Below are 21,584 nucleotides of genomic sequence, written 5' to 3' on the forward strand. Positions count from 1 at the left end.
CAACAAGTACAAGTCAATCTGTTTCAGAAAGCGATTCTACATCAGCGAGCACATCTGAATCAGAAAGTGCAAGTGAATCAACAAGCATTAGTAATTCAGAAAATGTAGAAAGAGATTCAGTAAGCGCGAGTGTATCTGCTTCGGAGAGTGAATCTGTATCTGTAAGTGAGAGCATCTCAACATCGGCAAGCAACTCAGTCTCAACTAGTGAATCAATTTCGACAAGCAATAGTGCAAGTGAATCAGCGTCAATTAGTGAATCAGATTCAATCAGCAATTCTGAATCAGAAAGTGCAAGCGAATCAGACTCCGAATCAATCAGTAGTTCTGTGTCAACAAGCGAGAGTGATTCAGCTTCTGTTAGCACAAGTGGATCAACATCAGTAAGTGTGTCTGAGTCAGAAAGTAGAAGTACGTCAGAATCGATAAGTGAATCAACGTCAATTAGTGAGTCAGACTCAATCAGCAGTTCAAATTCAGAAAGTGAAAGCACGTCAATTTCAGTATCAGAAAGTGCCTCGGCTTCAACAAGTACAAGTCAATCTGTTTCAGAAAGCGATTCTACATCATTGAGCGCATCGGAATCAGAAAGTGCGAGTGAATCAACAAGCATTAGTAACTCAGAAAATGTAGAAAGAGATTCAGTAAGCGCAAGTGTATCTGCTTCAGAGAGTGAATCTGTATCTGTAAGTGAGAGCATCTCAACATCGGCAAGCAACTCAGTCTCAACTAGTGAATCAATTTCGACAAGCAATAGCGCAAGCGACTCAGCGTCAATTAGTGAGTCAGATTCAATCAGTAGTTCTGAGTCAGCAAGTGCAAGTGAATCAACGTCAATTAGTGAGTCAGCCTCAATCAGTAGTTCTGTATCAACAAGTGAGAGTGACTCAGCTTCTGTTAGCACAAGTGAATCAACATCAACAAACATTAGTAATTCAGAAAATGCAGAAAGAGATTCAGCAAGTGCAAGTGAGTCGGCATCAATTAGTGAGTCAGACTCGATCAGCAGTTCAAACTCAGAAAGTGAAAGCGCATCAACTTCAATATCAGAGAGTGATTCAATCTCATCTAGTGAAAGTGTTTCTATTTCAGAAAGCGATTCTACATCAGTGAGCGCATCGGAATCAGAAAGTTCGAGCGAATCAACAAGTATTAGTAACTCAGAAAATGCAGAAAGAGATTCAGCAAGTGCAAGTGAATCGGCGTCAATTAGTGAGTCAGACTCGATCAGTAGTTCAAACTCAGAAAGTGAAAGCACATCAACTTCAGTATCAGAGAGCACAAGCGAATCAGACTCGGAATCAATCAGTGGTTCTGTATCAACAAGCGAGAGTAATTCAGCTTCTGTTAGTACGAGCGAGTCTATATCAGTAAGTGTATCTGGGTTAGAAAGTACGAGCACATCAGAATCTGTAAGTGCGAGTGACTCAATTTCAACAAGTGAGAGTGATTCGACATCAGTAAGCACTTCTGAAAGTATCTCTCAAAGTATTTCTATTTCGGAAAGCGAAAGTATTTCTGTATCAGAGGAAACTACGGTCTTTGTGAGCGAAAATGAGTCTTCATCAGAAAGTAACTCAGAATCAATCAGTATTTCTAATTCAGCAAGTACAAGTGCATCAATTTCGGTTAGCTCAAGTGAATCGAATAGTGCATCTGAATCTGCTTCAGCGAGTGAGAGTACATCAACATCAGAAAGCGTATCTACTTCAGAAAGCGTAAGTGAGTTAGACTCGACATCAATCAGCAACTCAATTTCGACAAGTGAGAGCGAAAGTACGTCAGTGTCAGAAAGTGATTCAACATCAGCAAGTGAAAGCGCATCGACTTCTGTAAGTGTATCTGAGTCAGAGAGTGCGAGTGTATCAGACTCATTGAGTTCAAGTGACTCAATCTCAACAAGCAATAGTGAAAGTACATCAATTTCAGAAAGTGAATCGGATTCAACAAGTACAAGTCAATCTGTATCAGAGAGCGACTCAATCTCAGCAAGTACATCAACAAGCATTAGTAACTCAGAAAACGTAGAAAGAGATTCGACAAGTGCAAGTGAATCAGCATCGATTAGCGAGTCAGCATCAATCAGTAGTTCTGAGTCAGCAAGTGAAAGTGCGTCAACGTCTGAATCAGTAAGTACGAGTGAATCGGCATCAATTAGTGAGTCAGCATCAATCAGCAATTCTGAATCAGAAAGCGAAAGCACGTCAGCATCTAATAGTGAATCAACATCATTAAGCGATTCAACTTCAGAAAGTGAGAGCACATCAACGTCTGAATCTGTAAGTACAAGTCAATCTGTATCAGAGAGCGACTCAATCTCAACGAGCACATCAACAAGTATTAGTAACTCAGAAAATGTAGGAAGAGATTCAGCGAGCGCAAGCGACTCAACATCAATTAGCGACTCAATTTCATCAAGCGAGAGCGCAAGTACATCAACAAGTGTGAGTGAGTCAGACTCAATCAGCACTTCTGAATCAATGAGTGAAAGTATATCAACATCAGAAAGCGAGTCGAATAGCGAATCAACATCATTGAGCGATTCAAACTCAGTAAGTGAGAGCACGTCAGTTTCGGAATCTGTAAGTACAAGCGAATCAGAATCTACATCAGCAAGTGAAAGTGCATCAGTGTCTGTAAGCATATCTGAGTCAGAAAGTACAAGTGCATCAGAAAGCGAGTCGAATAGCGACTCAACATCATTGAGCGATTCAAACTCAGTAAGTGAGAGCACGTCAGTATCAGAATCTGTAAGTATAAGCGAATCAGAATCTACATCAGCAAGTGAAAGTGCATCAACGTCTGTAAGCGTATCTGAATCAGCAAGTACAAGTACTTCAATTTCAGAAAGCGAATCGAACAGCACTTCTGAATCAATGAGTGATTCAGTATCAGTAAGTACATCTGAGTCAGAAAGCACAAGCACATCAACAAGCATTAGCAACTTAGAAAATGTAGAAAGAGATTCAGTAAGTGAAAGTACGTCAGTTTCTGAAAGTGAGTCAATCTCAATTAGTAACTCAGAATCGAACAGCAATTCTGAATCAGAAAGTGCATCTACTTCGGACTCAACATCAGTAAGCGTATCTGAGTCAGAAAGTACAAGCACGTCAGTATCAGAATCTGTAAGTACAAGCGAATCAGAAAGTGCATCAATCAGCGAATCAATCTCAGCAAGCTCAAGCGAATCAACGAGTGTGAGTGAGTCAGACTCAATCAGTAGTTCTGAGTCAGAAAGTGAAAGTGCGTCATCTTCAGAATCTGTAAGTACAAGTGAGTCAGACGCGACATCAATTAGTGACTCAATCTCGACAAGTGGTAGCGAATCAGTTTCTGTTAGCACAAGTGAATCAGCTTCAGAAAGTACTTCAGTATCTGAAAGCGAATCGACTAGTGAGTCAACATCATTGAGTGATTCAACATCAGCGAGCGTATCTGAGTCAGAAAGTATAAGTGCGTCAGTGTCAGAATCTGTAAGTACAAGTGAGTCAGACTCGATATCAATCAGCGATTCAATCTCAGCAAGCGAGAGCGAATCAATCTCAGTAAGTACTTCTGAATCAGCAAGCAACTCGACTTCAATTAGTGAAAGTGCTTCAGTATCAACAAGTACAAGCATTTCGACATCAACGAGTGAGTCGTTATCGACAAGCATTAGTGCGTCTATATCAACAAGTACATCAGCAAGCGTAAGTACTTCGCAGTCAGTAAGCACAAGCGATTCAACAAGTAACTCAGCATCTGTAAGTGCGAGCTTGTCAATGTCAGCGAGTACGTCAACAAGTCATGTAGATTCACAAATCGGTGGCTTCAGATCGGTAAGTAGACCAATGGCAGCACCGCCATCAACGTCTACGGCTTCATCACACAGTACAGTTGCTACTGATGTTGCGAAACATGCGCCTATAACGGACACAACGCAACATTCAAAACATGATACTGCGAAAGGACAACTTCCTGACACAGGTCATGCATCAGCAACGAATCAAAGTGGTGTTATCGGTGCAGTGGCAGCAATGCTAGCAGGATTAGGTTTGATCAAAAAATCCAAAAAAGATGGGCAGAATGAACAATCTGACCAATAATCAATAGAACAACATGAGTTAAAGAGGCGGCATTCAAATGAAATCATTTGTGGTGCCTGCCTCTTTGGCGCCATGTTTAAAAAGAGGTTTAATGTGAAGAACAATTTATTACATCGTATTTTGCGTCAGTACGAATATAAAATTCTTTATAAACGTATGGCATTTACATTTTTAATTTTATTTTTATACATATTAGGCAGTCGTATTACTGTTGTACACCAAGGAAAAATGGTAGCGAACCAACATGATTTTTATCAATTGGCAGTGTCGAATGTTGGCGGAAACATTCAGACGCTCAATCTATTTTCGCTTGGTTTAGGACCATGGTTGACGGGGCTTGTCTTACTTATGCTGTGGCGCTACCAGAATATCGAAAAGACCATGCAACAAACGCGTAAGGAGCGACATTATCAAGAAAAGTTGTTAGCACTCGTGTTAGCCATCATTCAAGGCTACTTTATTATTTTTCAAAATATCATTGCGGTGCATAGAGAAGTGATGAATACCCCGTTGCTGCTGTTGATTATTGTTACAGGCGCAATGTTGCTCATGTGGTTGGCAGATCAAAATGTACGCTATGGGCTTGCAGGTGCGATGCCTATCATTTTAGTGAGTATTATTCGGTCCATTTTTTATCAACAAGCACCGCACATCAAGATTGATGGTGTGCTGTTAATCGTAATTAGCATCGCAATGGCATTGATACTAATTATTTTATTGTTTTTAGAGCTAGTGGAGTATCGTCTGAATTATCGAGATATTATGCATGTGGATCAAAGCCGTGCCCAAACGTTTGTCGCATGGAAGCTTAATCCATCGGGCAGTATTTCCATCATGTTAAGCTTGTCTGTTTTTATTTTATTCAATAGTGTGTTGAATCTTGGCATGCAATTTATGACGGGTTCAGTGGGGTGGTTGCATTATTTTGAACTGAGCCATCCAGTGGGCGTAACGACGTATATCATTTTTCAAGTGTTACTGGGTTATGCCTTGTCACGCTTGTTAATCAATACAAAGCAGAAAACAAAAGAATTTTTAAAGGCGAGTCACTATTTTGAAAGTGTTGCACCCGGAATAGAAACAGCGGCGTACTTAGACCATAAAGCACGTATTATCTGTTGGACAGGCGCGATAATTGTAGGTTTGATTATCGGCTTGCCACTCTACTTGTCTTTATTGGTACCACAGATTTCGCAACAAGTTTATTTCGCAATGCAACTCATGATTATGATGTATATCAGTATTAATATTGCGGAGACGATTAGAACATATTTGTATTTCGATAAGTATCAACAGTTTTTAACAAAGTATTGGTAAGGAGATTTTTATGAAGTATTTTATACCGGCTTGGTATAGCGGGCATCAATGGTGGGAGAGTAAGATGGAACCCTATTTTTATAACCAAGCAGAGACGACATTTGATGACATGATTAGTTTGATGTCTATGCATCGACTGAATCATGAATCGTTTCAAATGATTGTGCTTAACTATACGCCTGATTTGCGAACGTTTTTACATCGACATGATCTTTTCGATATGACGTATTAGTCAGTGTTTGATGAGATACAAGGTTTTCAGCATCGGACGCCACGCGCCATTGATTATCGTCACTTGGATTGGCCGGTGGGAACAGAGTTTCTCTATCTTGCGCATATGATACGTGCGATGATGCCGGATGAGATGCATGCGGATGTCTATTTCAATCAAGATGGCTACGTGATATGGATTGAGGTGTTTCAACACAATGTCTCGAAGTATCGTTATGTGCTGGATGATCGTGGTTACGTGTCGAGTATTATCTATTTCGATGAAGCTGGTAAGCCGAATCATCAGCGCTATCTAACACATGATGGCGATTGGATCTTGCAAGAGGATTTGGTGAGCGGTGAAGTGAGCGTCCACGAGCAATACGCACATTATTTCTCACAGCAACGTTATGCGTCGATGAGCGAAGTGATTTTTGAATATGTTGCTCAGTATCGCGACCAAGTATTCGAACAAACAGATACGGTTATTGTGGCAGCAGATATGCGTCATAATAAGCCAATCGCAGACATCTTTGCACAGTATAAACGATGTTATTCGGTGTTTCAGCAGCGTCCGCACGCGTCGATTGAAGCGTTGGAAAGTATGGATCCACATGCGAATTGGTTGGTAGATACGCTAGATAATGAGCAGTTGTTAGAGGCGTATAGAGTACAACGTGGTATATCAAATCGACTGTTGCGTATTACACCGTTTGATGCGCAGCCTATGTCGAATATAAGCAGCCAGCTACATGAAACGTTTATCGGTGTATGGATAGATGGTATGGGTACGGAACAATTATTGACGATGTTAACGGAATTGACCGACTATCTGAATCAGGATGAAGCGTTGCGCCTCGTTTTATTATCTAAAAGCAAACCTAAATACGCATTGCCAACGGAACTTAAGCGTCAGATTGAAGCGATCAATGCGCAGATGAATGAAAAAGATGAGACGTCTGAAGCGGTGTCAGAGTTGATGAAAGGTAAAGAACCGATTGATTATATCCAAGTGAAATATGTGCCGTTTGAGTTGGATATTATTGAAGCAATTTCGACGTTGCGTATTGTGATAGATCTGTCTAAAGAACCGGATTTATTTTTACAGATTTGTTGTTTGAGTACGGGCATTCCGCAAATTAATGTGCGCGCGACAGATTATGTGACGCATAAGGAGAATGGTTATGTTGTAGATGGAGAGACGCGTTTACACGTCGCTTTAGATTACTATCTCATGCAGTTGAAAAATTGGAACAAGTCTTATGCGTATGCGATGAAGCTGGCGAAAAAATATGCATCGGACAAGATTATTGCACAGTTAGATGCATTGATTGAAGGTGAGAACGATGGCGCGGAAGTTTAATGTATTACAAATAGGTGGTATTGATCGCTCCCCAAATTTTGAACACAAGGCAAAAACCGTGTGGCATTACGTTTCAGAGACAGATGTACAACAAGGTGCAGATGCTGTAACAGCACAACTGCCACATAAGGTAAAGTTTGATTTTATTTATGTGCAGATGGCGTATTCGGATACCTTAATCGCATTACTTTCAATGGCAAGTCAACCGTATACGACCTATATTGATCAAGCATATTGGAATGATCGTTTTGAGAATGATCCGAATGTGCAACGCTATATGATGCGACCTTTTGTATACGCAGATGAACAGGAGCGTGAAGAAAAATTACAAGCGGTAACATTTCCCGGGCAATACGGTGACAAAATATCTCCCGCTTATTGTATTGTGCAACATGACTTTCAAGGAGCAACGCATTACGAAGGGAACAATGCTTTTGTGATTGAAGGGGATTTCGGTGCAACGATGGCGCCTCTATTATCATGGCAACGCAGTCTTGTTTACGACAAAGACAAGGTGATTCAAGTATGGCCTGAATATACATTGACGGGAGATATTGAAGTTGAGTTCGTTTATCGCTTAGTACCTTTTGATCAACCGGGACAAGTGACAGAAGTTTTTGTACGACAACATCATGAGTTAACGATACCGCTTGAAATTCCTAGACGGTCATACGATGCACATATCGTGATGAGTATGCGTGCAAAAGGGTCGGGAACAATACGCATCGGTGCGGTTCATAAGCGATGGTCCCGCTTAGACATGGGGCAATTTATTTTAGGTGGTAAGCGTTATGCGGATAGTCACCGTAATGAATTCATTTATTACTTTAATCCAGGCGATATGAAGCCGCCACTCAATGTTTATTTTAGTGGTTATCGTTCGGCTGAAGGGTTTGAGGGCTATTTTATGATGAATCAACTTAAAGCGCCTTTCATGCTGATTGGTGATCCGCGCGTGGAAGGTGGTTCGTTTTACTTAGGTTCAGATGAATATGAACAAGCACTCAAGCAGGTCATTTTAGATAGCTTGGATTATCTCGGATTTCAGCGTAACGACTTAATTTTATCAGGACTGTCGATGGGGTCTTTTGGTGCGTTGTATTATGGTGCGCAGTTAAACCCTGCTGCTGTGGTAGTTGGTAAACCGTTAGTCAGCATTGGAACGGTGGCTGAGAATATGGCACTTGTCAGACCTGAAGATTTCGGAACGTCATTAGATGTGTTACGTAAAAATGAAGGAGACCTTACGTCTACAGCAATCGAGCGTTTGAATCAAAAGTTTTGGAAGGTATTTGAACAAGCAGATTCGTCCCAAACGACCTTTGCGCTTTCGTATATGATTCATGACGATTATGACCCACGCGCTTTTGAGATGTTACTACCGATATTGAGTCGTCAACATGCACGTGTCATGCAAAGAGGCGTCCCAGGTCGACATAACGATGACTCACCGACGATTACGAGTTGGTTCATTAACTTCTACAATATGATACTTGAACAACAATTTGGAAGGGGGCGCAAGCATGCCAAATAGAAGTCATATCATACGTTGGACGCAAGTGACGCCGGATACGTTTATGTACGGGTCACGTCTCAAGTTTCAAGATGATGGCGTCGTGTTTGAAAATGGTCTGATGCCCTCAGGTGCTGTTATTCATGAGTGGAAGATGATGACGAATTTTTCAGCAGATAAGACGATTCCACAATTGCCGATTTTAAAGCACGGCCAAAGTTATCGCTTGGTATTGAATTATGATGTTGAACCGGTGGAGGGTGTCTATTTCAGACTAGCATTCAAAAAGAGTAATGGTTCTGAAATTGACACGGTCATTATTCAGTCGGACGAAGTAGTGTTTACGTATCCAACTGATGCATTCTCATATGAAATTCAGATGTTAAATGCTGCGGCAACCCACGTTCATTTTCATTCAATTCACATGATCGAAGCTGTCGAATCAACGGTATCTGAGACATTGATGATTTCAAAGATTTTGCAGGAACAAGAAGATGAAATGTACGTTAATGTGATTTTAGTTGCGACAGACGGTTTAGCAAGAGATGTAGGTCGAAATTTAGCAAATGTCATTTGGGTTGAAGGCTGGCAAAACGACGATATAGATAAAATTGTTCATGTATTGGCGCCGTTACAACAAGGATACCGCTTGAACTTTATTGGTTATACAGTGGAAACGAATGCGATGGCGTATCAGTTGGCAGAACGTATGACTGAAACAGCATGGGTGACGTCGGATGAGGAATTTACACGGAAATCACACGTTAAAGTGGTGGTATACGGTCAAGATGTGCGACATCAACCAGAACTTGCACTGGTAGCGCCATTGTTACATCCGAGCTATCAACTGAATACATTGAATAGCGTGCAGTTGAATGGAGGTGTGCGTCAATGAAACATCGTGTTAATGGGATGATCAATAGGGGACGCCTGAAACGTATATATAAGCGTTTGAAACAAGTCAACGCCTACAGTGATAGTTATAGTCAGATGAGTGACGAAGACCTTCAAGCAAAGACAAAGATGTTTCGTGAACGTTTAGCAGACGGTGCCACGTTATCTTCATTATTACCTGAGGCGTATGCTGTTGTCAGGGAAGCAAGTCGCCGTGTTCTCGGAATGTACCCGAAAGATGTCCAAGTACTAGGGGCCATTGTGCTACATGATGGCAATATTGCTGAGATGCAGACCGGAGAAGGAAAGACGCTGACTGCGACGATGCCCTTATATCTGAATGGGTTGACTGGTAAGGGTGCGTACTTAATTACGACAAATGACTATTTAGCACGTCGTGACTGTGAAGAAATGACGCCACTTTTTGAATGGCTTGGCTTATCAATTGCTTTAGGTTTTGTTGATGAACCAGATTACGAGTATGCGCCTGGAGAAAAACAAGCCATCTATGACCATGACATTATCTATACGACAAATGGGCGACTTGGCTTTGATTATTTAATCGATAACTTAGCAGACGGCAAAGAGGCAAAGTTCTTACCACCACTGCATTTTGGGATTATTGATGAAGTTGATTCCATTATTTTAGATGCCGCTCAAACACCACTTGTTATTTCCGGTGCACCACGTGTTCAGTCCAACTTGTTTGGTACAACGAAAACCTTTGTCGAAACACTACAAGAAGATGTGCATTACAAAATGAATAAAAAGGAACAAGCAATTTGGCTCACACCTGAAGGCATCATAGCCGCAAATGATTACTTCGGTGTAGAGAATATGTATGACGCCCCTTATTTTGATCTCGTACGCAGTATTAATTTGGCATTACGTGCACGTCATATGTTTGAAGCTAATCTGGATTATTTCGTCTATAACGGCGATGTCGTGTTAATCGATCGCGTAACGGGTCGTATGTTGCCGGGGACAAAGTTGCAATCGGGCTTGCACCAAGCGATAGAAGCGAAAGAAGGCGTTGAAATTTCTACGGATATGAGTGTGATGGCAACGATTACGTTCCAAAACTTTTTCCGTCAATTTGAGGTATTTTCAGGAATGTCTGCGACGAGTAAGTTAGGTGAAAAGGAATTTTTTGATTTGTATGGCAAGGTCGTTGTGCAAATACCAACAGATAAACCGATTGCACGTATTGATTATGCAGATCGTGTTTTTAAAGGCCTGGATAATAAAAACGCGGCCATCATCGAGCGCGTCTGCACATTACATGAGATGCAGCGACCGGTGTTATTAATTACACGCACCGCAGAAACGGCTGAGTATTTTTCGAGACAGTTTTTTGATCGGCATATTCCGAATAACTTGTTAATTGCGCAAAATGTCGCGAAGGAAGCACAGATGATCGCTGAAGCGGGGCAATGGGGCGCAGTAACAGTCGCGACGAGTATGGCTGGTCGGGGCACGGATATAAAACTCGCTGATGGTGTGAAAGAATTAGGCGGGCTTGCAGTCATTGTAAGTGAGCATATGGAGAATAGCCGTGTTGATAGACAATTACGTGGACGTGCGGGGCGACAAGGTGATCCCGGCTCATCACAAATTTATATTTCTTTGGAAGACTATGTCGTGCAGCGTTGGGGCAAAAGTAAGCTGTTAGACTCTGAACCACTCAATCGTATTGATGATGAGACTTTTGAACAGAGTCGCCTATTTCAGCAACGTGTGAAGCATATTGTGGCACGTGCACAACGTGTGTCAGAGGAACAAGGTGTGGCGATGCGCGAAATGAATAATGAGTATGAAAAAAGTCTCAGTGCGCAACGTGACATCGTCTATGCAGAGCGTGATCGCGTGTTGGATCAGTGGGATTTAGAAGCGATGCAGTTAATGACACTGGCACGAGATGTATTTCAACGTGATTATCACGAACAAAAGTTAAATAACAGTGACAATTTGTATGCGTATATTTATCGCTTGATTAGCTTCCAATATCGTGGTGATTTTAAGGATATTGATTTGAATGATGAAGCGGCAGTTGTGGCGCAACTTGTGACGTTGTTCAAGGCACGTTTGGCAGCGCAGTATGAAGTGATTGGCAATGATTACATGTTTATGCGCTTTATTCAAAAGACCATTCTGAAAGCGATTGACAGTAATTGGATTCAACAAGTAGATGACTTACAACAATTACGCAGTAGCATTAACAACCGGCAGAATGGGCAGCGCAATGCCATTTTTGAATATCACAGAGTGGCATTGACGTCATTTGAAGCGATGCGTGAATCCGTGAAAGTTCGCATTGTAAATAATTTATGTCAAAGTGTACCGACGTTCGATAAGCAGAACAAATTGGTTATACACTTTCCAAATTAAGAGGTGAAATAGAAGGTGACAATTTATAATATTAACTTTGGTATTGGCTGGGCGAGTAGCGGTGTGGAATATGCCCAGAGCTACCGTGCCAAGTTGTTGAGAGGACTCGACGTATCGATGAAATTCGTATTTCTCGAGTTCATTAGCAACGAAAATATCCAAACGTTAACAGAAAATATTGGGTTTCAAGATGATGAAATTATATGGATGTATCAATACTTTACAGACGTGCGTATTGCGCCTACAACGTATACTGTAGCGGATATTATCGCAAACATTGCGGAACCAATTGTACGTGAGACACAAGAAGGAAAGATTAAGCGATTATACCTTAATGATAATCAAGACTTTATTACCTGTTATTTAAAAAATAAAGATACAGATATTGTGGATCGTGCGGAATTTGTGATTAACGGTATGCTCGTGCGTAAAGATTATTACAGTTACGTGCGTACGTTTTCTGAGTACTATGCACCAAATAACAATGTGGCTAAGTTGTATATGCGTCAATTTTACAATGAAGATGGTTCGGTTGCTTATACGGAACATATTGATGGTGAGACACATTTATACGCATTTCCAGACCAAATGTTTTACACGCGGGAAGCATTTGTTGCACATTTTATTAAGAAACTACAACTGACATCAGAGGATATTGTGATTTTAGACCGCTCAACGGATGTCGGACAAATCTTTTTGGAACACAAAGGTGACAGTAAAATGGGTGTTGTCGTACATGCCGAGCATTTTAGTGTTCATGCTACAGATGACGATTATATTTTATGGAACAATTATTACGAATATACCTTTGCACAACATGCAGAAATTGATTTTTATATCACGGCAACGGAACTGCAAAATCAAATATTAAGCGGACAGTTTGAAAAATACCTTGGTGCCACGCCAAAGATCACGACGATTCCAGTAGGGAGTTTGCATGAACTGAAGTATCCAGATAAGAAAAGACGTCCGTATTCATTGATTACAGCATCGCGCCTTGCGAGTGAAAAGCATCTTGATTGGCTTGTGCGTGCGGTTGTCATAGCAAAACAGTCACTACCAGAATTACAATTTGATATTTATGGTGAAGGTGGCCAACGAGAACTGCTACAAAAGTTGATTGATGAAAATAACGCACATGATTACATTCATTTGAAAGGCCATGTCAATCTTGAAAACGTGTATGCGAACTATAAGTTGTTCGTGTCAGCGTCAACAAGTGAAGGCTTTGGTTTGACGTTGTTAGAAGCGGTTGGTTCGGGGCTCGGCATGATTGGTTTTGATGTTAATTATGGTAATCCGACCTTTATTCGACATGATAAAAACGGCTATCTGATTCCAATTGATGCGAAAGAAGATAGCACGAAAGACATTGTCGAAAATTATGCCAAACACATTGTTCGATTTTTTGAGGTAGGTCCAAAGCAACCACATCGTACGTCATATCAACTCGCACGCCCGTATCTCACAACGGAAATTCGACAAAAATGGCAAGACTTGATTTCGGAGGTGTCTCATGATTAATCTATTTGAATACTTTGATAAGCAGTCGCAAACATTGTACGATACATTACGTTTAGCAGGGCATACGTATGAAACGATTGTTCTAGAAGATGATGGCTTTTTACCAGAACACATCATCACGCCATATCGTTTTTTCGCAAACTATCAAGCACCTGAACATGCGACTGCCCGCTACTTCAATCAAGTGCCAATTCCACGCTATTGGGAGATTGCCGGTAACAATGATTCAGCAACAGTTAAAGACATTGGCAAATTACGCGCCAACATTCGTTACTATCGCGGTAACACACCACGTATCGTCAGTCATGTGGAGTGGTTGGATGGATTGGAACGTTTGCAGTATGTGGATCATTATACGCAACATGGTGTTCGATTTGCACAAACCTTTTATGACTTGTCAGGGAAACGCATTTTTCGAAAATATTTAGATCAACAAGGTGCAGAAGTCATATATGAGAACTTTGTGGCGCAAGCGATTATTTTAAATTGGCAAGGTAAAGCACATCATTTTAATAATAAAGTGCAGTTTATCCAATTTTTCTTGCAAGCATTGGGCAAAGACTTAAACGGCTTCGTTATTAATTCATTGGGCTTACCATTCTCAGTCTTGTACCGTCTGGAGACACCAGGTAAAGATCTCGTATTTTGGCAGGAACAAAGTAACGGTCAAGTACCAGGCAATATGTCATTGATTTTAAAAGGTGGGCATACACGTGAGTATTGCGTCATTGTACCAGACAATCAAGAGTATGAAACACTGAAACAACAAGTGGATGAAGATGCACAACAACACCTTTTCTCAGCGGGTTACTTATACGATTATGCGCGTAAAAATACGTATACAGCTAATGTGTTGACTCTGACGAACTCAGATCAGATACATCATCTTGAAGCGATTGTTGAAGCATGTCCAAAGGCGACGTTTCATATTGGTGCAGTGACGGAAATGTCGGATAAGTTAAACGCAATGGACCGCTATCCTAACGTCAAGTTGTTTCCAACGATTGAACGTGCGACAGTCGACAAATTGTATCAGTCATGCGATGTGTATCTAGACATCAATGAAGGTGGCGAGATTATCAACGCATTACAACGTGCATTTGAACATGATTTATTGATTATGGGCTATCATGAAAATGCGCATAACTTGGGGGTAACAGCACGCGAAAACTTATTCGATAAAGAAGACAATGCAGCCCAATTGATTCAAGCATTGAAAGACATTCAGTTGAAAAAACGTTACTTCAAAGTACGTCATGACTATCAAAAAGCCCATGTACATGAAATTACAACCAAGGGCTTCAATGCAGTTATGGAGCGCGTCACAAATAAAAAGGGCTAAAAACATTCAATTTATGTTTATAGAGGGCAGTAGCTGACTGGTATGAAAATACTTTTTTACACCTACTTAGCCTTGCCGGGGTGGGACAACGGAATCTTTTTTGATAAATCAGATTCCTGTTCCACTCCTTTTTTAGCTATTAAACACGTCTTTTTGACAAATATACTTGTCTTTTTGACGTTGATAGTATACTATGAAAGAGAGGTGAGCCATATTGCGAAATCGATTAAAAGAGTTGCGCGCACGAGATGGTTACAACCAGACACAACTTGCGGAATTGGCAGGTATTTCAAGACAAACAGTGTCGCTGATAGAACGTAATAATTTCACGCCTTCTATTAAAACAGCCATGTCGATTGCACGTGTATTTCAGGAACCAGTTGAAAAAGTATTTATCATCGAGGAGGAAGATTTATGAAAGTGATGCGTTATATATTATTAACATTGTTAGGCGGACTTATTGGAGGGATTATCGGTCTATTTGTAGGTAGTACACAAGGGTTTCATTTTATAACACAAATGCATTTCTTAGATGACCATGCATTGACGATTGTAGCGTGCGTAATAGGTATCATCATCTTAGCGCTACTTATCTATAATTTAATTGTCCAAAAGCAGGCGTTACATTATAAAGCCGAGGCACAACAAGAAGCGTCAGATATGGATCATAGGGAGAATAAAGAGGATTTATTATTTTGGCGTGCAAGCATTCTTAATAATTTGCAGTTATTCATATATTTTATCTTTCTACTGATGTTAGTTTTGAATAATGCCTCATCACACTGGACAGTATGGATAGCATTAATGTTTTTTATCGTAAGTTTAACGATGATGCCATACAATTTCTTTGTACGAAAATTTGATCCGAGATACCCAAAAATTGGTGAAAAGGATTACACGGAAAAAACATTGGCATTGATGGATGAGGGTGAGCGACATATTACCTTACTATCTATGTATAAACTTTATGTGATGAACATTAGCTTATTAATGATAAGCATTGTAATCATCAGTATCTTTTCAATTGAATCGGGCGTCAATCAATCTTTTGGTTTAATCATATTACTATGTCTATTTGTCTATAACGTATTTGTTTATCTGTTCAGAGTAAGAAAATATTACAAATAATGTTTGATGATTAGCAGTTTGATTTTATCTTTGACACTCAGAATTTATCACACCATTAACAACGATGTATCTGTTTTAGAGTGACTTAATATTTTTATAGAAGCAATAGCCTGGATCAATCGGGTTATTGCTTTTTCATTGTGCAAACGACCTAAATTTAAATAAAAAATTGATAATGTATGCATACAATTTCAACACCAAAACATTGGTATATCAATAATAGACAGTGATATGTAAAGATAATTCATAAAATTAATGTAGTATTATAAAACTCAATAGTTTTGGAAAGTTGCGTATTAATAAAAATAACTTTATTGTTAATTAATAATATGTAGTTTTAGCTTTATGGATTTTGGGTACAAAAAAGAGTCTTTAGTATTCAACGATGTAACATCAGTTATATAACTCACGTATAGGAACATACATCTTTGTGTCATATTTTGAATGGCATCTTTTGCATACCACACTTTTTATGCATTCAAATTGAGGAACTCTATTTTTAAACATTCCTACTAACATTTTAATCTTATTAAATTTTATTCCGTCAACTTTGTAAATGTCATTGTTATATATGATGTTTGTTTGAAGTATAAAGCTATTATTTTACAAGCTTATTTTGGGAGGTTTCACAGGTAATGAATAACAAAAACAATTTTTTGTCTAATCGACTTAATAAGTATTCGATTAGAAAGGTAAGTTTCGGTACAGCATCATTGCTTATTGGTGCAACGTTATTGTTTGGGGTTAACAATGACGCTCAGGCAGCTGAGGAGACAACAACAAGCAGTGCTGTAACAGATAGTCAATCTGGGGAAGAAGGTCCTGATGCAGTTGAAGCACCTACAACTGAGTCAGCAACAACTGAAAATACAGAAGAAGCACAACAAGTAACACCAGAAGTTGAAACAACAGAAGCAGTATCAGAAAAGGACGTATCAACAGAAGTTACTGAACCGGAGACGGTAGAGAATGAAGCAGATACGACAGAAGTAGAAAGTGCAACTGCACAACAAGCTCAAGAAGAGTCAGAAGAAGTGTCAAACACAGTGGAAACAGCGAAAGAAACAGCAGACGTTACTCAAGATACGGAACCGGTTCCAGAAACGAAAACAACTGCTGAAGTATCAGCGCAAGATACTGAAGTTGTTTCAGAGCCAGCGCAACCCGTTTCGAATGAAGTTACATCAGCTGAAGCACCAGCAACAGTTGAAGCTAGCACAACTGCAACAACTGGAGCAGACGTACCGGAAACACGCTATGATGCTGCGTTAGCACTTTCTGAAGAGCTAGAGAAAAATAAAGAATATGCGACAGCAACAAGTGGTACAACATTCCGTTCTGCTTTTCGTAGTGTCGGTACAACACGTGCTGCCACAGATTACACGGGGAAAATTATTGATTACCCAGGTGATTTAGTTGTTAAGGTTGATGATCCAACGACAGCACTTGCACCAGGTAACATTAACTTCGCACCACGATTTGTGGAAGGGCAAAGTAAGTCGTATGCATTTTTAGTAAATCCAGACGGGACAATTACGAAAAAATCGCTAGCTGTTAATAATGGCAGTAGTATCGTTGCTTATAAAGGTAACTTTATTGAACTGAATAACAATACGCCAGAAGCATATGTGTATTTAAGTAATGTTGGTATCTCTGATGGTCACTCTGTTGATGCCATTGCGAAAGTCTCAATTATTCCGACTAAAGATAGTGATCCTTTAAATACAAGATACTTTTTAACATCAGGTAGAGACTATTTATCTGTAGCATCTAAAGCTGGCGGTGGTGCATCTGTTAGTCTTACTTTCTTAGAACATAAAGACCAAGCTGACTTTGATAATTTGTATAACTCTGTCCAATTATCACAAACGACAAAAGAATCATTGCTTCAAAGCCTGGATAGTATTAAAGGTGAAACAGAAGCAGTTAGTGGTTTGTTGAATGTGTATGACTTAGATGATTACAGTGCAACTAAGAGTAAAGATAAGCGTAAATCGATTACGTTCGATCGCGATGAGATTAGCAAGCTTTATGTAAGTAACGAAACAACACAAAGAGCGAGTGCAATTTTAGAGTTAAATGGTGATCAAGTTACGTTGACATCTGGTCCTGAAGGTAAAGGCGATACGCTAGCGAATAACAAAAAAGTTACAGTAACTTATGAGAATCAATCACAATTGAACTATACAATCACGGGTACAGGTTCAAGTGGTCCAGCATTCCTTCCAGATGGTCTCTTGTTGCTAGAAGTACCACCGTATCATGTTGAAGATGTGGCAACGACAACAGGTCAAGATGATCAATTTGTCATTCACCAAACAGTACCAATGCGCGATGTGAGAAAGCCTATAACATTGCCTAAAGAGATTACATTAGGTGTTCAAGTACCTGAAGGCGTTAAGCTGTCATTAAAAGAGAACACAACATCATTATTTACAGCGGATAAGAGTGCAAGTACAAGTAATCAACTTACAATCGTACCGGGTAAAAATGGTGTAAAGAATTTAGATTTATTGAAGCAACAAACGTATTATAACAAAATCTATGATATGCCAATTACCGCAAGTCATGATTTAACGTTAGCAGATATTGAAAATAACACGGCGAAATGGCAACAACTTCAACAATATTACGATAAAGATGAAGAAGTGTTGAAAGTACCAATTACGTATACATTCAAAAATGGTGTGGAAACTTGGGATGATTTAACAACGGACAAGCCATTTGCGGTTATGAATGTATCAGACGAAATTAAAAATACGTTACGCAAAATAGATGAAGCTGCGGCGGCTGTTGAAGCAGCAAAAGTTGCAGATCAAGCAGCTAAAGACGCGCTTGCGACAGCGAATACAGATAGTTTGATTACACCGACAGAACAAGCAGCATTAGAAGCTGCACAACAAGAAGCAGTGGCGAAGAAAACAGCAGCAACGGATATTGTTAATGCATTACCAGAATCATACCGTGGTGATATGCCAGCGACATTAGCAGGTTTAACAGGTATTAATGTGCCAGCTGTCAATGACCAAAACGAAAATGGTATTGAAGACTCGATTGATACACAATTAGCAGATGCACAAGCGAAAGTGGATGCAGCTAAGGCAGCGGATAAAGCGGCTCAAGATGCATTAACAGCAGCGAATGCAGATGGTTTGATTAGCCAAGAAGAGGCGGATAATCTAGCTGATTTAGCTAAGAAAGCTGCAGATGCGAAGACGGCAGCGGAAACAGCTGTATCGAATTTACCAACTTCACCAGAAGCAGTGAAAACACAAAAAGATACGTTAACGAATGAGTTAGCAGGATTAAACGGCATTACAGTACCGGCAGTGAATGATAAAGATGGTAATGGTGTAGCGGATGACGTAGATGCGCAGGTTGAAGCCGCGAGACAAGCTGTAGAAGAAGCAAAAGCAGCGGACAAAGCAGCAAAAGATAAACTTGATGCAGCAAATGCAGATGGCTTAATTACGCCAACAGAAAAAGCGGAATTAGAAGCAGCACAACAAGAAGCACAAGCTAAGAAAGATGCAGCGACTGAGAAAGTTAACGCGTTACCAGAAGAAAATAAAGGTAACTTACCGACTGAGTTAAGCACGTTAACAGGTATTAATGTGCCAGAAGTTAACGACCAAAACGAAAATGGTGTAGACGATCAGGTGGATGCACAATTAGCAGATACGAAAGCAAAAGTGGATGCAGCTAAGGCAGCAGACCAAGCAGCGAAAGACGCATTAGAAAAAGCAAATGAAGACGGCTTAATCACGCCAGACGAAAAAGCAGAACTTGAGAAACTTCAAGAAGAAGCGAAATCTAAGAAAGATGATGCTACTGACAAAGTCAATGCATTGCCAGAAGATCAAAAAGGTGACCTGCCATCAGAGCTTGATAAGTTGACTGGTATTGAAATTCCAGAAGTTAACGATGCAGACGCAAATGGTGTAGCTGACGATGTTGATGCCCAACGAGCAGATGCAGAAAAAGCTGTAGAAGAAGCAAAAACAGCGGATCAAACAGCGAAAGACGCGTTAGCGAAAGCGGAAGAAGACGGCTTAATCACACCAGCGGAAAAAGCCGAGTTAGAGGCAGCAGCTCAAGAAGCAGCAGACAAAAAAGCGGCAGCAGAAGACAAAGTCAACGCACTTCCAGAAGACCAAAAAGGCGACTTGCCAGCCGAGTTAGATAAATTAACTGGCATTGAGATTCCAGAAGTGAACGACGCAGATGCAAATGGCGTAGCTGACGATGTCGACGCACAACGAGCAGACGCAGAAAAAGCTGTAGAAGAAGCAAAACAAGCGGATCAAGCAGCGAAAGACGCGTTAGCGAAAGCGAATGAAGATGGCTTAATCACACCAGCAGAAAAAGCAGAGCTTGAAAAACTTCAAGAAGAGGCACAAGCTAAGAAAGAAACTGCGACAGATAAAGTCAATGCGTTACCAGAAGACCAAAAAGGTGACTTACCATCAGAACTAGATAAGTTAACTGGCATTGAAGTGCCAGAAGTAAATGACTCAGATGCCAATGGTGTGGCAGACGATGTTGACGCTCAACGAGAAGACGCAGAAAAAGCTGTAGAGGAAGCGAAAGCAGCGGATCAAGCAGCTAAGGACGCGTTAGCGAAAGCGGAAGAAGACGGCTTAATCACGCCAGCAGAAAAAGCCGAGTTAGAAGCAGCACAACAAGAAGCAGTTGACAAAAAAGCGGCAGCAGAAGAAAAAGTTAACGCGCTTCCAGAAGACCAAAAAGGCGACTTACCGTCAGAACTTGATAAGTTAACAGGCATCGAGATTCCGGAAGTTAATGACGCGGACGCAAATGGTGTAGCTGACGACGTAGACGCCCAACGAGCAGATGCGGAAAAAGCTGTAGAGGAAGCGAAAGCAGCGGATCAAGCAGCTAAGGACGCGTTAGTAAAAGCAAATGAAGATGGATTAATCACACCAGCAGAAAAAGCAGAGCTTGAGAAACCTCAAGAAGAAGCGAAATCTAAGAAAGATGAAGCAACTGACAAAGTAAATGCATTGCCAGAAAATCAAAAAGGCGACTTACCGTCAGAACTTGATAAGTTGACTGGTATTGAAATTCCAGAAGTGAACGACGCAGACGCAAATGGCGTAGCTGACGATGTAGATGCACAACGTGCGGACGCAGAAAAAGCTGTAGAAGAAGCTAAGGAAGCAGACCAAGCAGCTAAGGAAGCAGACCAAGCAGCTAAGGACGCGTTGGCTAAAGCGGAAGAAGACAGATTAATCACACCAGCGGAAAAAGCTGAGTTAGAGGCAGCAGCTCAAGAAGCAGCTGACAAAAAATCTACAGCGACAGAAAAAGTTAACGCACTGCCAGAAGACCAAAAAGGCGACTTACCTGCTGAGTTAGACAAACTAACAGGCATCGAAGTTCCAGAAGTGAACGACGCGGATTCAAATGGCGTAGCTGACGATGTAGATGCGCAACGTGAAGAAGCAGAAAAGGCTGTAGAGGAAGCTAAAGCGGCGGATCAAGCAGCAAAAGACGCATTAGCGAAAGCAGAAGAAGATGGATTAATCACACCAGCAGAGAAAGCTGAGCTTGAGAAACTTCAAGAGGAAGCACAAACTAAGAAAGATGAGGCTACTGACAAGGTCAATGCGTTACCAGCAGACCAACGTGGAGACTTGCCATCAGAACTAGATAAGTTGACTGGTATTGAAATTCCAGAAGTGAACGACGCAGATTCAAACGGAGTAGCTGACGATATTGATGCACAACGTGCGGACGCAGAAAAAGCTGTAGAGGAAGCGAAACAAGCAGACCAAGCAGCTAAGGATGCATTAGCGA

13 protein-coding genes and 2 pseudogenes are annotated in these 21,584 nt (G+C 40.7%); 12 read left to right on the forward strand and 3 right to left on the reverse strand.

Annotated features, from left to right (window positions below; all coding sequences use genetic code 11):
• Positions 1-13 precede the first annotated feature (13 nt).
• Genes CD122_RS12455 through CD122_RS12465 form a run of 3 tightly spaced genes read right to left on the reverse strand, consistent with a single transcriptional unit; the run spans position 14 to position 1,906 of the window.
• A complete protein-coding gene (locus CD122_RS12455; protein WP_206167736.1) occupies positions 14-493 on the reverse strand; it encodes a hypothetical protein in 480 nt (159 codons plus the stop codon).
• Between the two features lie 45 nt (positions 494-538).
• A complete protein-coding gene (locus CD122_RS12460; protein WP_206167737.1) occupies positions 539-1,468 on the reverse strand; it encodes a cell surface protein in 930 nt (309 codons plus the stop codon).
• Between the two features lie 15 nt (positions 1,469-1,483).
• A complete protein-coding gene (locus CD122_RS12465; protein ID WP_206167738.1) occupies positions 1,484-1,906 on the reverse strand; it encodes a hypothetical protein in 423 nt (140 codons plus the stop codon).
• Between CD122_RS12465 and CD122_RS12625 the strand changes: the two are divergent.
• The 12 genes and pseudogenes from CD122_RS12625 to CD122_RS01295 all read left to right on the forward strand — a co-directional run.
• Positions 1,899-3,785, forward strand: a pseudogene (locus CD122_RS12625) (hypothetical protein); the annotation flags it as partial. The gene CD122_RS12465 and the pseudogene CD122_RS12625 overlap by 8 nt on opposite strands.
• A gap of 45 nt (positions 3,786-3,830) precedes the next feature.
• Positions 3,831-4,085 carry an LPXTG cell wall anchor domain-containing protein gene (locus CD122_RS12125; RefSeq protein WP_240624102.1) on the forward strand — a complete coding sequence of 85 codons (255 nt, stop codon included), beginning with the start codon at positions 3,831-3,833 and terminating at the stop codon, positions 4,083-4,085.
• Between the two features lie 93 nt (positions 4,086-4,178).
• A complete protein-coding gene (gene secY2 / locus CD122_RS01245) occupies positions 4,179-5,402 on the forward strand; it encodes an accessory Sec system protein translocase subunit SecY2 (RefSeq protein ID WP_103357209.1) in 1,224 nt (407 codons plus the stop codon).
• Between the two features lie 10 nt (positions 5,403-5,412).
• Positions 5,413-6,975, forward strand: a pseudogene (asp1, locus tag CD122_RS01255) (accessory Sec system protein Asp1).
• Positions 6,959-8,509 (forward strand): accessory Sec system protein Asp2, encoded by a 1,551-nt coding sequence (asp2, locus tag CD122_RS01260; RefSeq protein WP_103357212.1) that lies wholly within the window; start codon positions 6,959-6,961, stop codon positions 8,507-8,509. Before asp1 ends, asp2 begins: the two are co-directional and overlap by 17 nt.
• The gene (gene asp3, locus CD122_RS01265; protein ID WP_103357213.1) at positions 8,499-9,383 is read left to right on the forward strand and encodes an accessory Sec system protein Asp3; all 885 of its coding nucleotides are present in this window, start codon (positions 8,499-8,501) and stop codon (positions 9,381-9,383) included. Before asp2 ends, asp3 begins: the two co-directional genes overlap by 11 nt.
• Entirely contained in the window at positions 9,380-11,770 is a 2,391-nt protein-coding gene (secA2, locus tag CD122_RS01270) for an accessory Sec system translocase SecA2 (protein WP_103357214.1), read from the forward strand. Before asp3 ends, secA2 begins: the two co-directional genes overlap by 4 nt.
• A 15-nt stretch (positions 11,771-11,785) precedes the next feature.
• Positions 11,786-13,294 (forward strand): accessory Sec system glycosyltransferase GtfA, encoded by a 1,509-nt coding sequence (gtfA, locus tag CD122_RS01275; RefSeq protein ID WP_103357215.1) that lies wholly within the window; start codon positions 11,786-11,788, stop codon positions 13,292-13,294.
• A complete protein-coding gene (gene gtfB, locus CD122_RS01280) occupies positions 13,287-14,636 on the forward strand; it encodes an accessory Sec system glycosylation chaperone GtfB (protein ID WP_103357216.1) in 1,350 nt (449 codons plus the stop codon). Before gtfA ends, gtfB begins: the two co-directional genes overlap by 8 nt.
• A 214-nt stretch (positions 14,637-14,850) precedes the next feature.
• Positions 14,851-15,054, forward strand: a complete 204-nt coding sequence (locus CD122_RS01285) for a helix-turn-helix transcriptional regulator (protein WP_103357217.1) — start codon at positions 14,851-14,853, stop codon at positions 15,052-15,054.
• Positions 15,051-15,764 carry a DUF3169 family protein gene (locus CD122_RS01290; protein WP_103357218.1) on the forward strand — a complete coding sequence of 238 codons (714 nt, stop codon included), beginning with the start codon at positions 15,051-15,053 and terminating at the stop codon, positions 15,762-15,764. Before CD122_RS01285 ends, CD122_RS01290 begins: the two co-directional genes overlap by 4 nt.
• A gap of 635 nt (positions 15,765-16,399) precedes the next feature.
• A partial coding sequence (locus tag CD122_RS01295) for a GA-like domain-containing protein (protein ID WP_142381166.1) occupies positions 16,400-21,584 on the forward strand: 5,185 nt, incomplete at its 3' end.

Origin of the sequence: Staphylococcus rostri, from assembly GCF_002902145.1 — a bacterium.
In the GTDB taxonomy this organism is placed as follows: domain Bacteria; phylum Bacillota; class Bacilli; order Staphylococcales; family Staphylococcaceae; genus Staphylococcus; species Staphylococcus rostri.

Bases quoted from the DNA above. Each gene is read 5' to 3' on its own strand.
- CD122_RS12125 (WP_240624102.1), top strand. From the start codon at position 3,831: ATGGCAGCACCGCCATCAACGTCTACGGCTTCATCACACAGTACAGTT.
- asp2 (WP_103357212.1), top strand. From the start codon at position 6,959: ATGGCGCGGAAGTTTAATGTATTACAAATAGGTGGTATTGATCGCTCC.
- asp3 (WP_103357213.1), top strand. From the start codon at position 8,499: ATGCCAAATAGAAGTCATATCATACGTTGGACGCAAGTGACGCCGGAT.
- secA2 (WP_103357214.1), top strand. From the start codon at position 9,380: ATGAAACATCGTGTTAATGGGATGATCAATAGGGGACGCCTGAAACGT.
- gtfB (WP_103357216.1), top strand. From the start codon at position 13,287: ATGATTAATCTATTTGAATACTTTGATAAGCAGTCGCAAACATTGTAC.
- CD122_RS01290 (WP_103357218.1), top strand. From the start codon at position 15,051: ATGAAAGTGATGCGTTATATATTATTAACATTGTTAGGCGGACTTATT.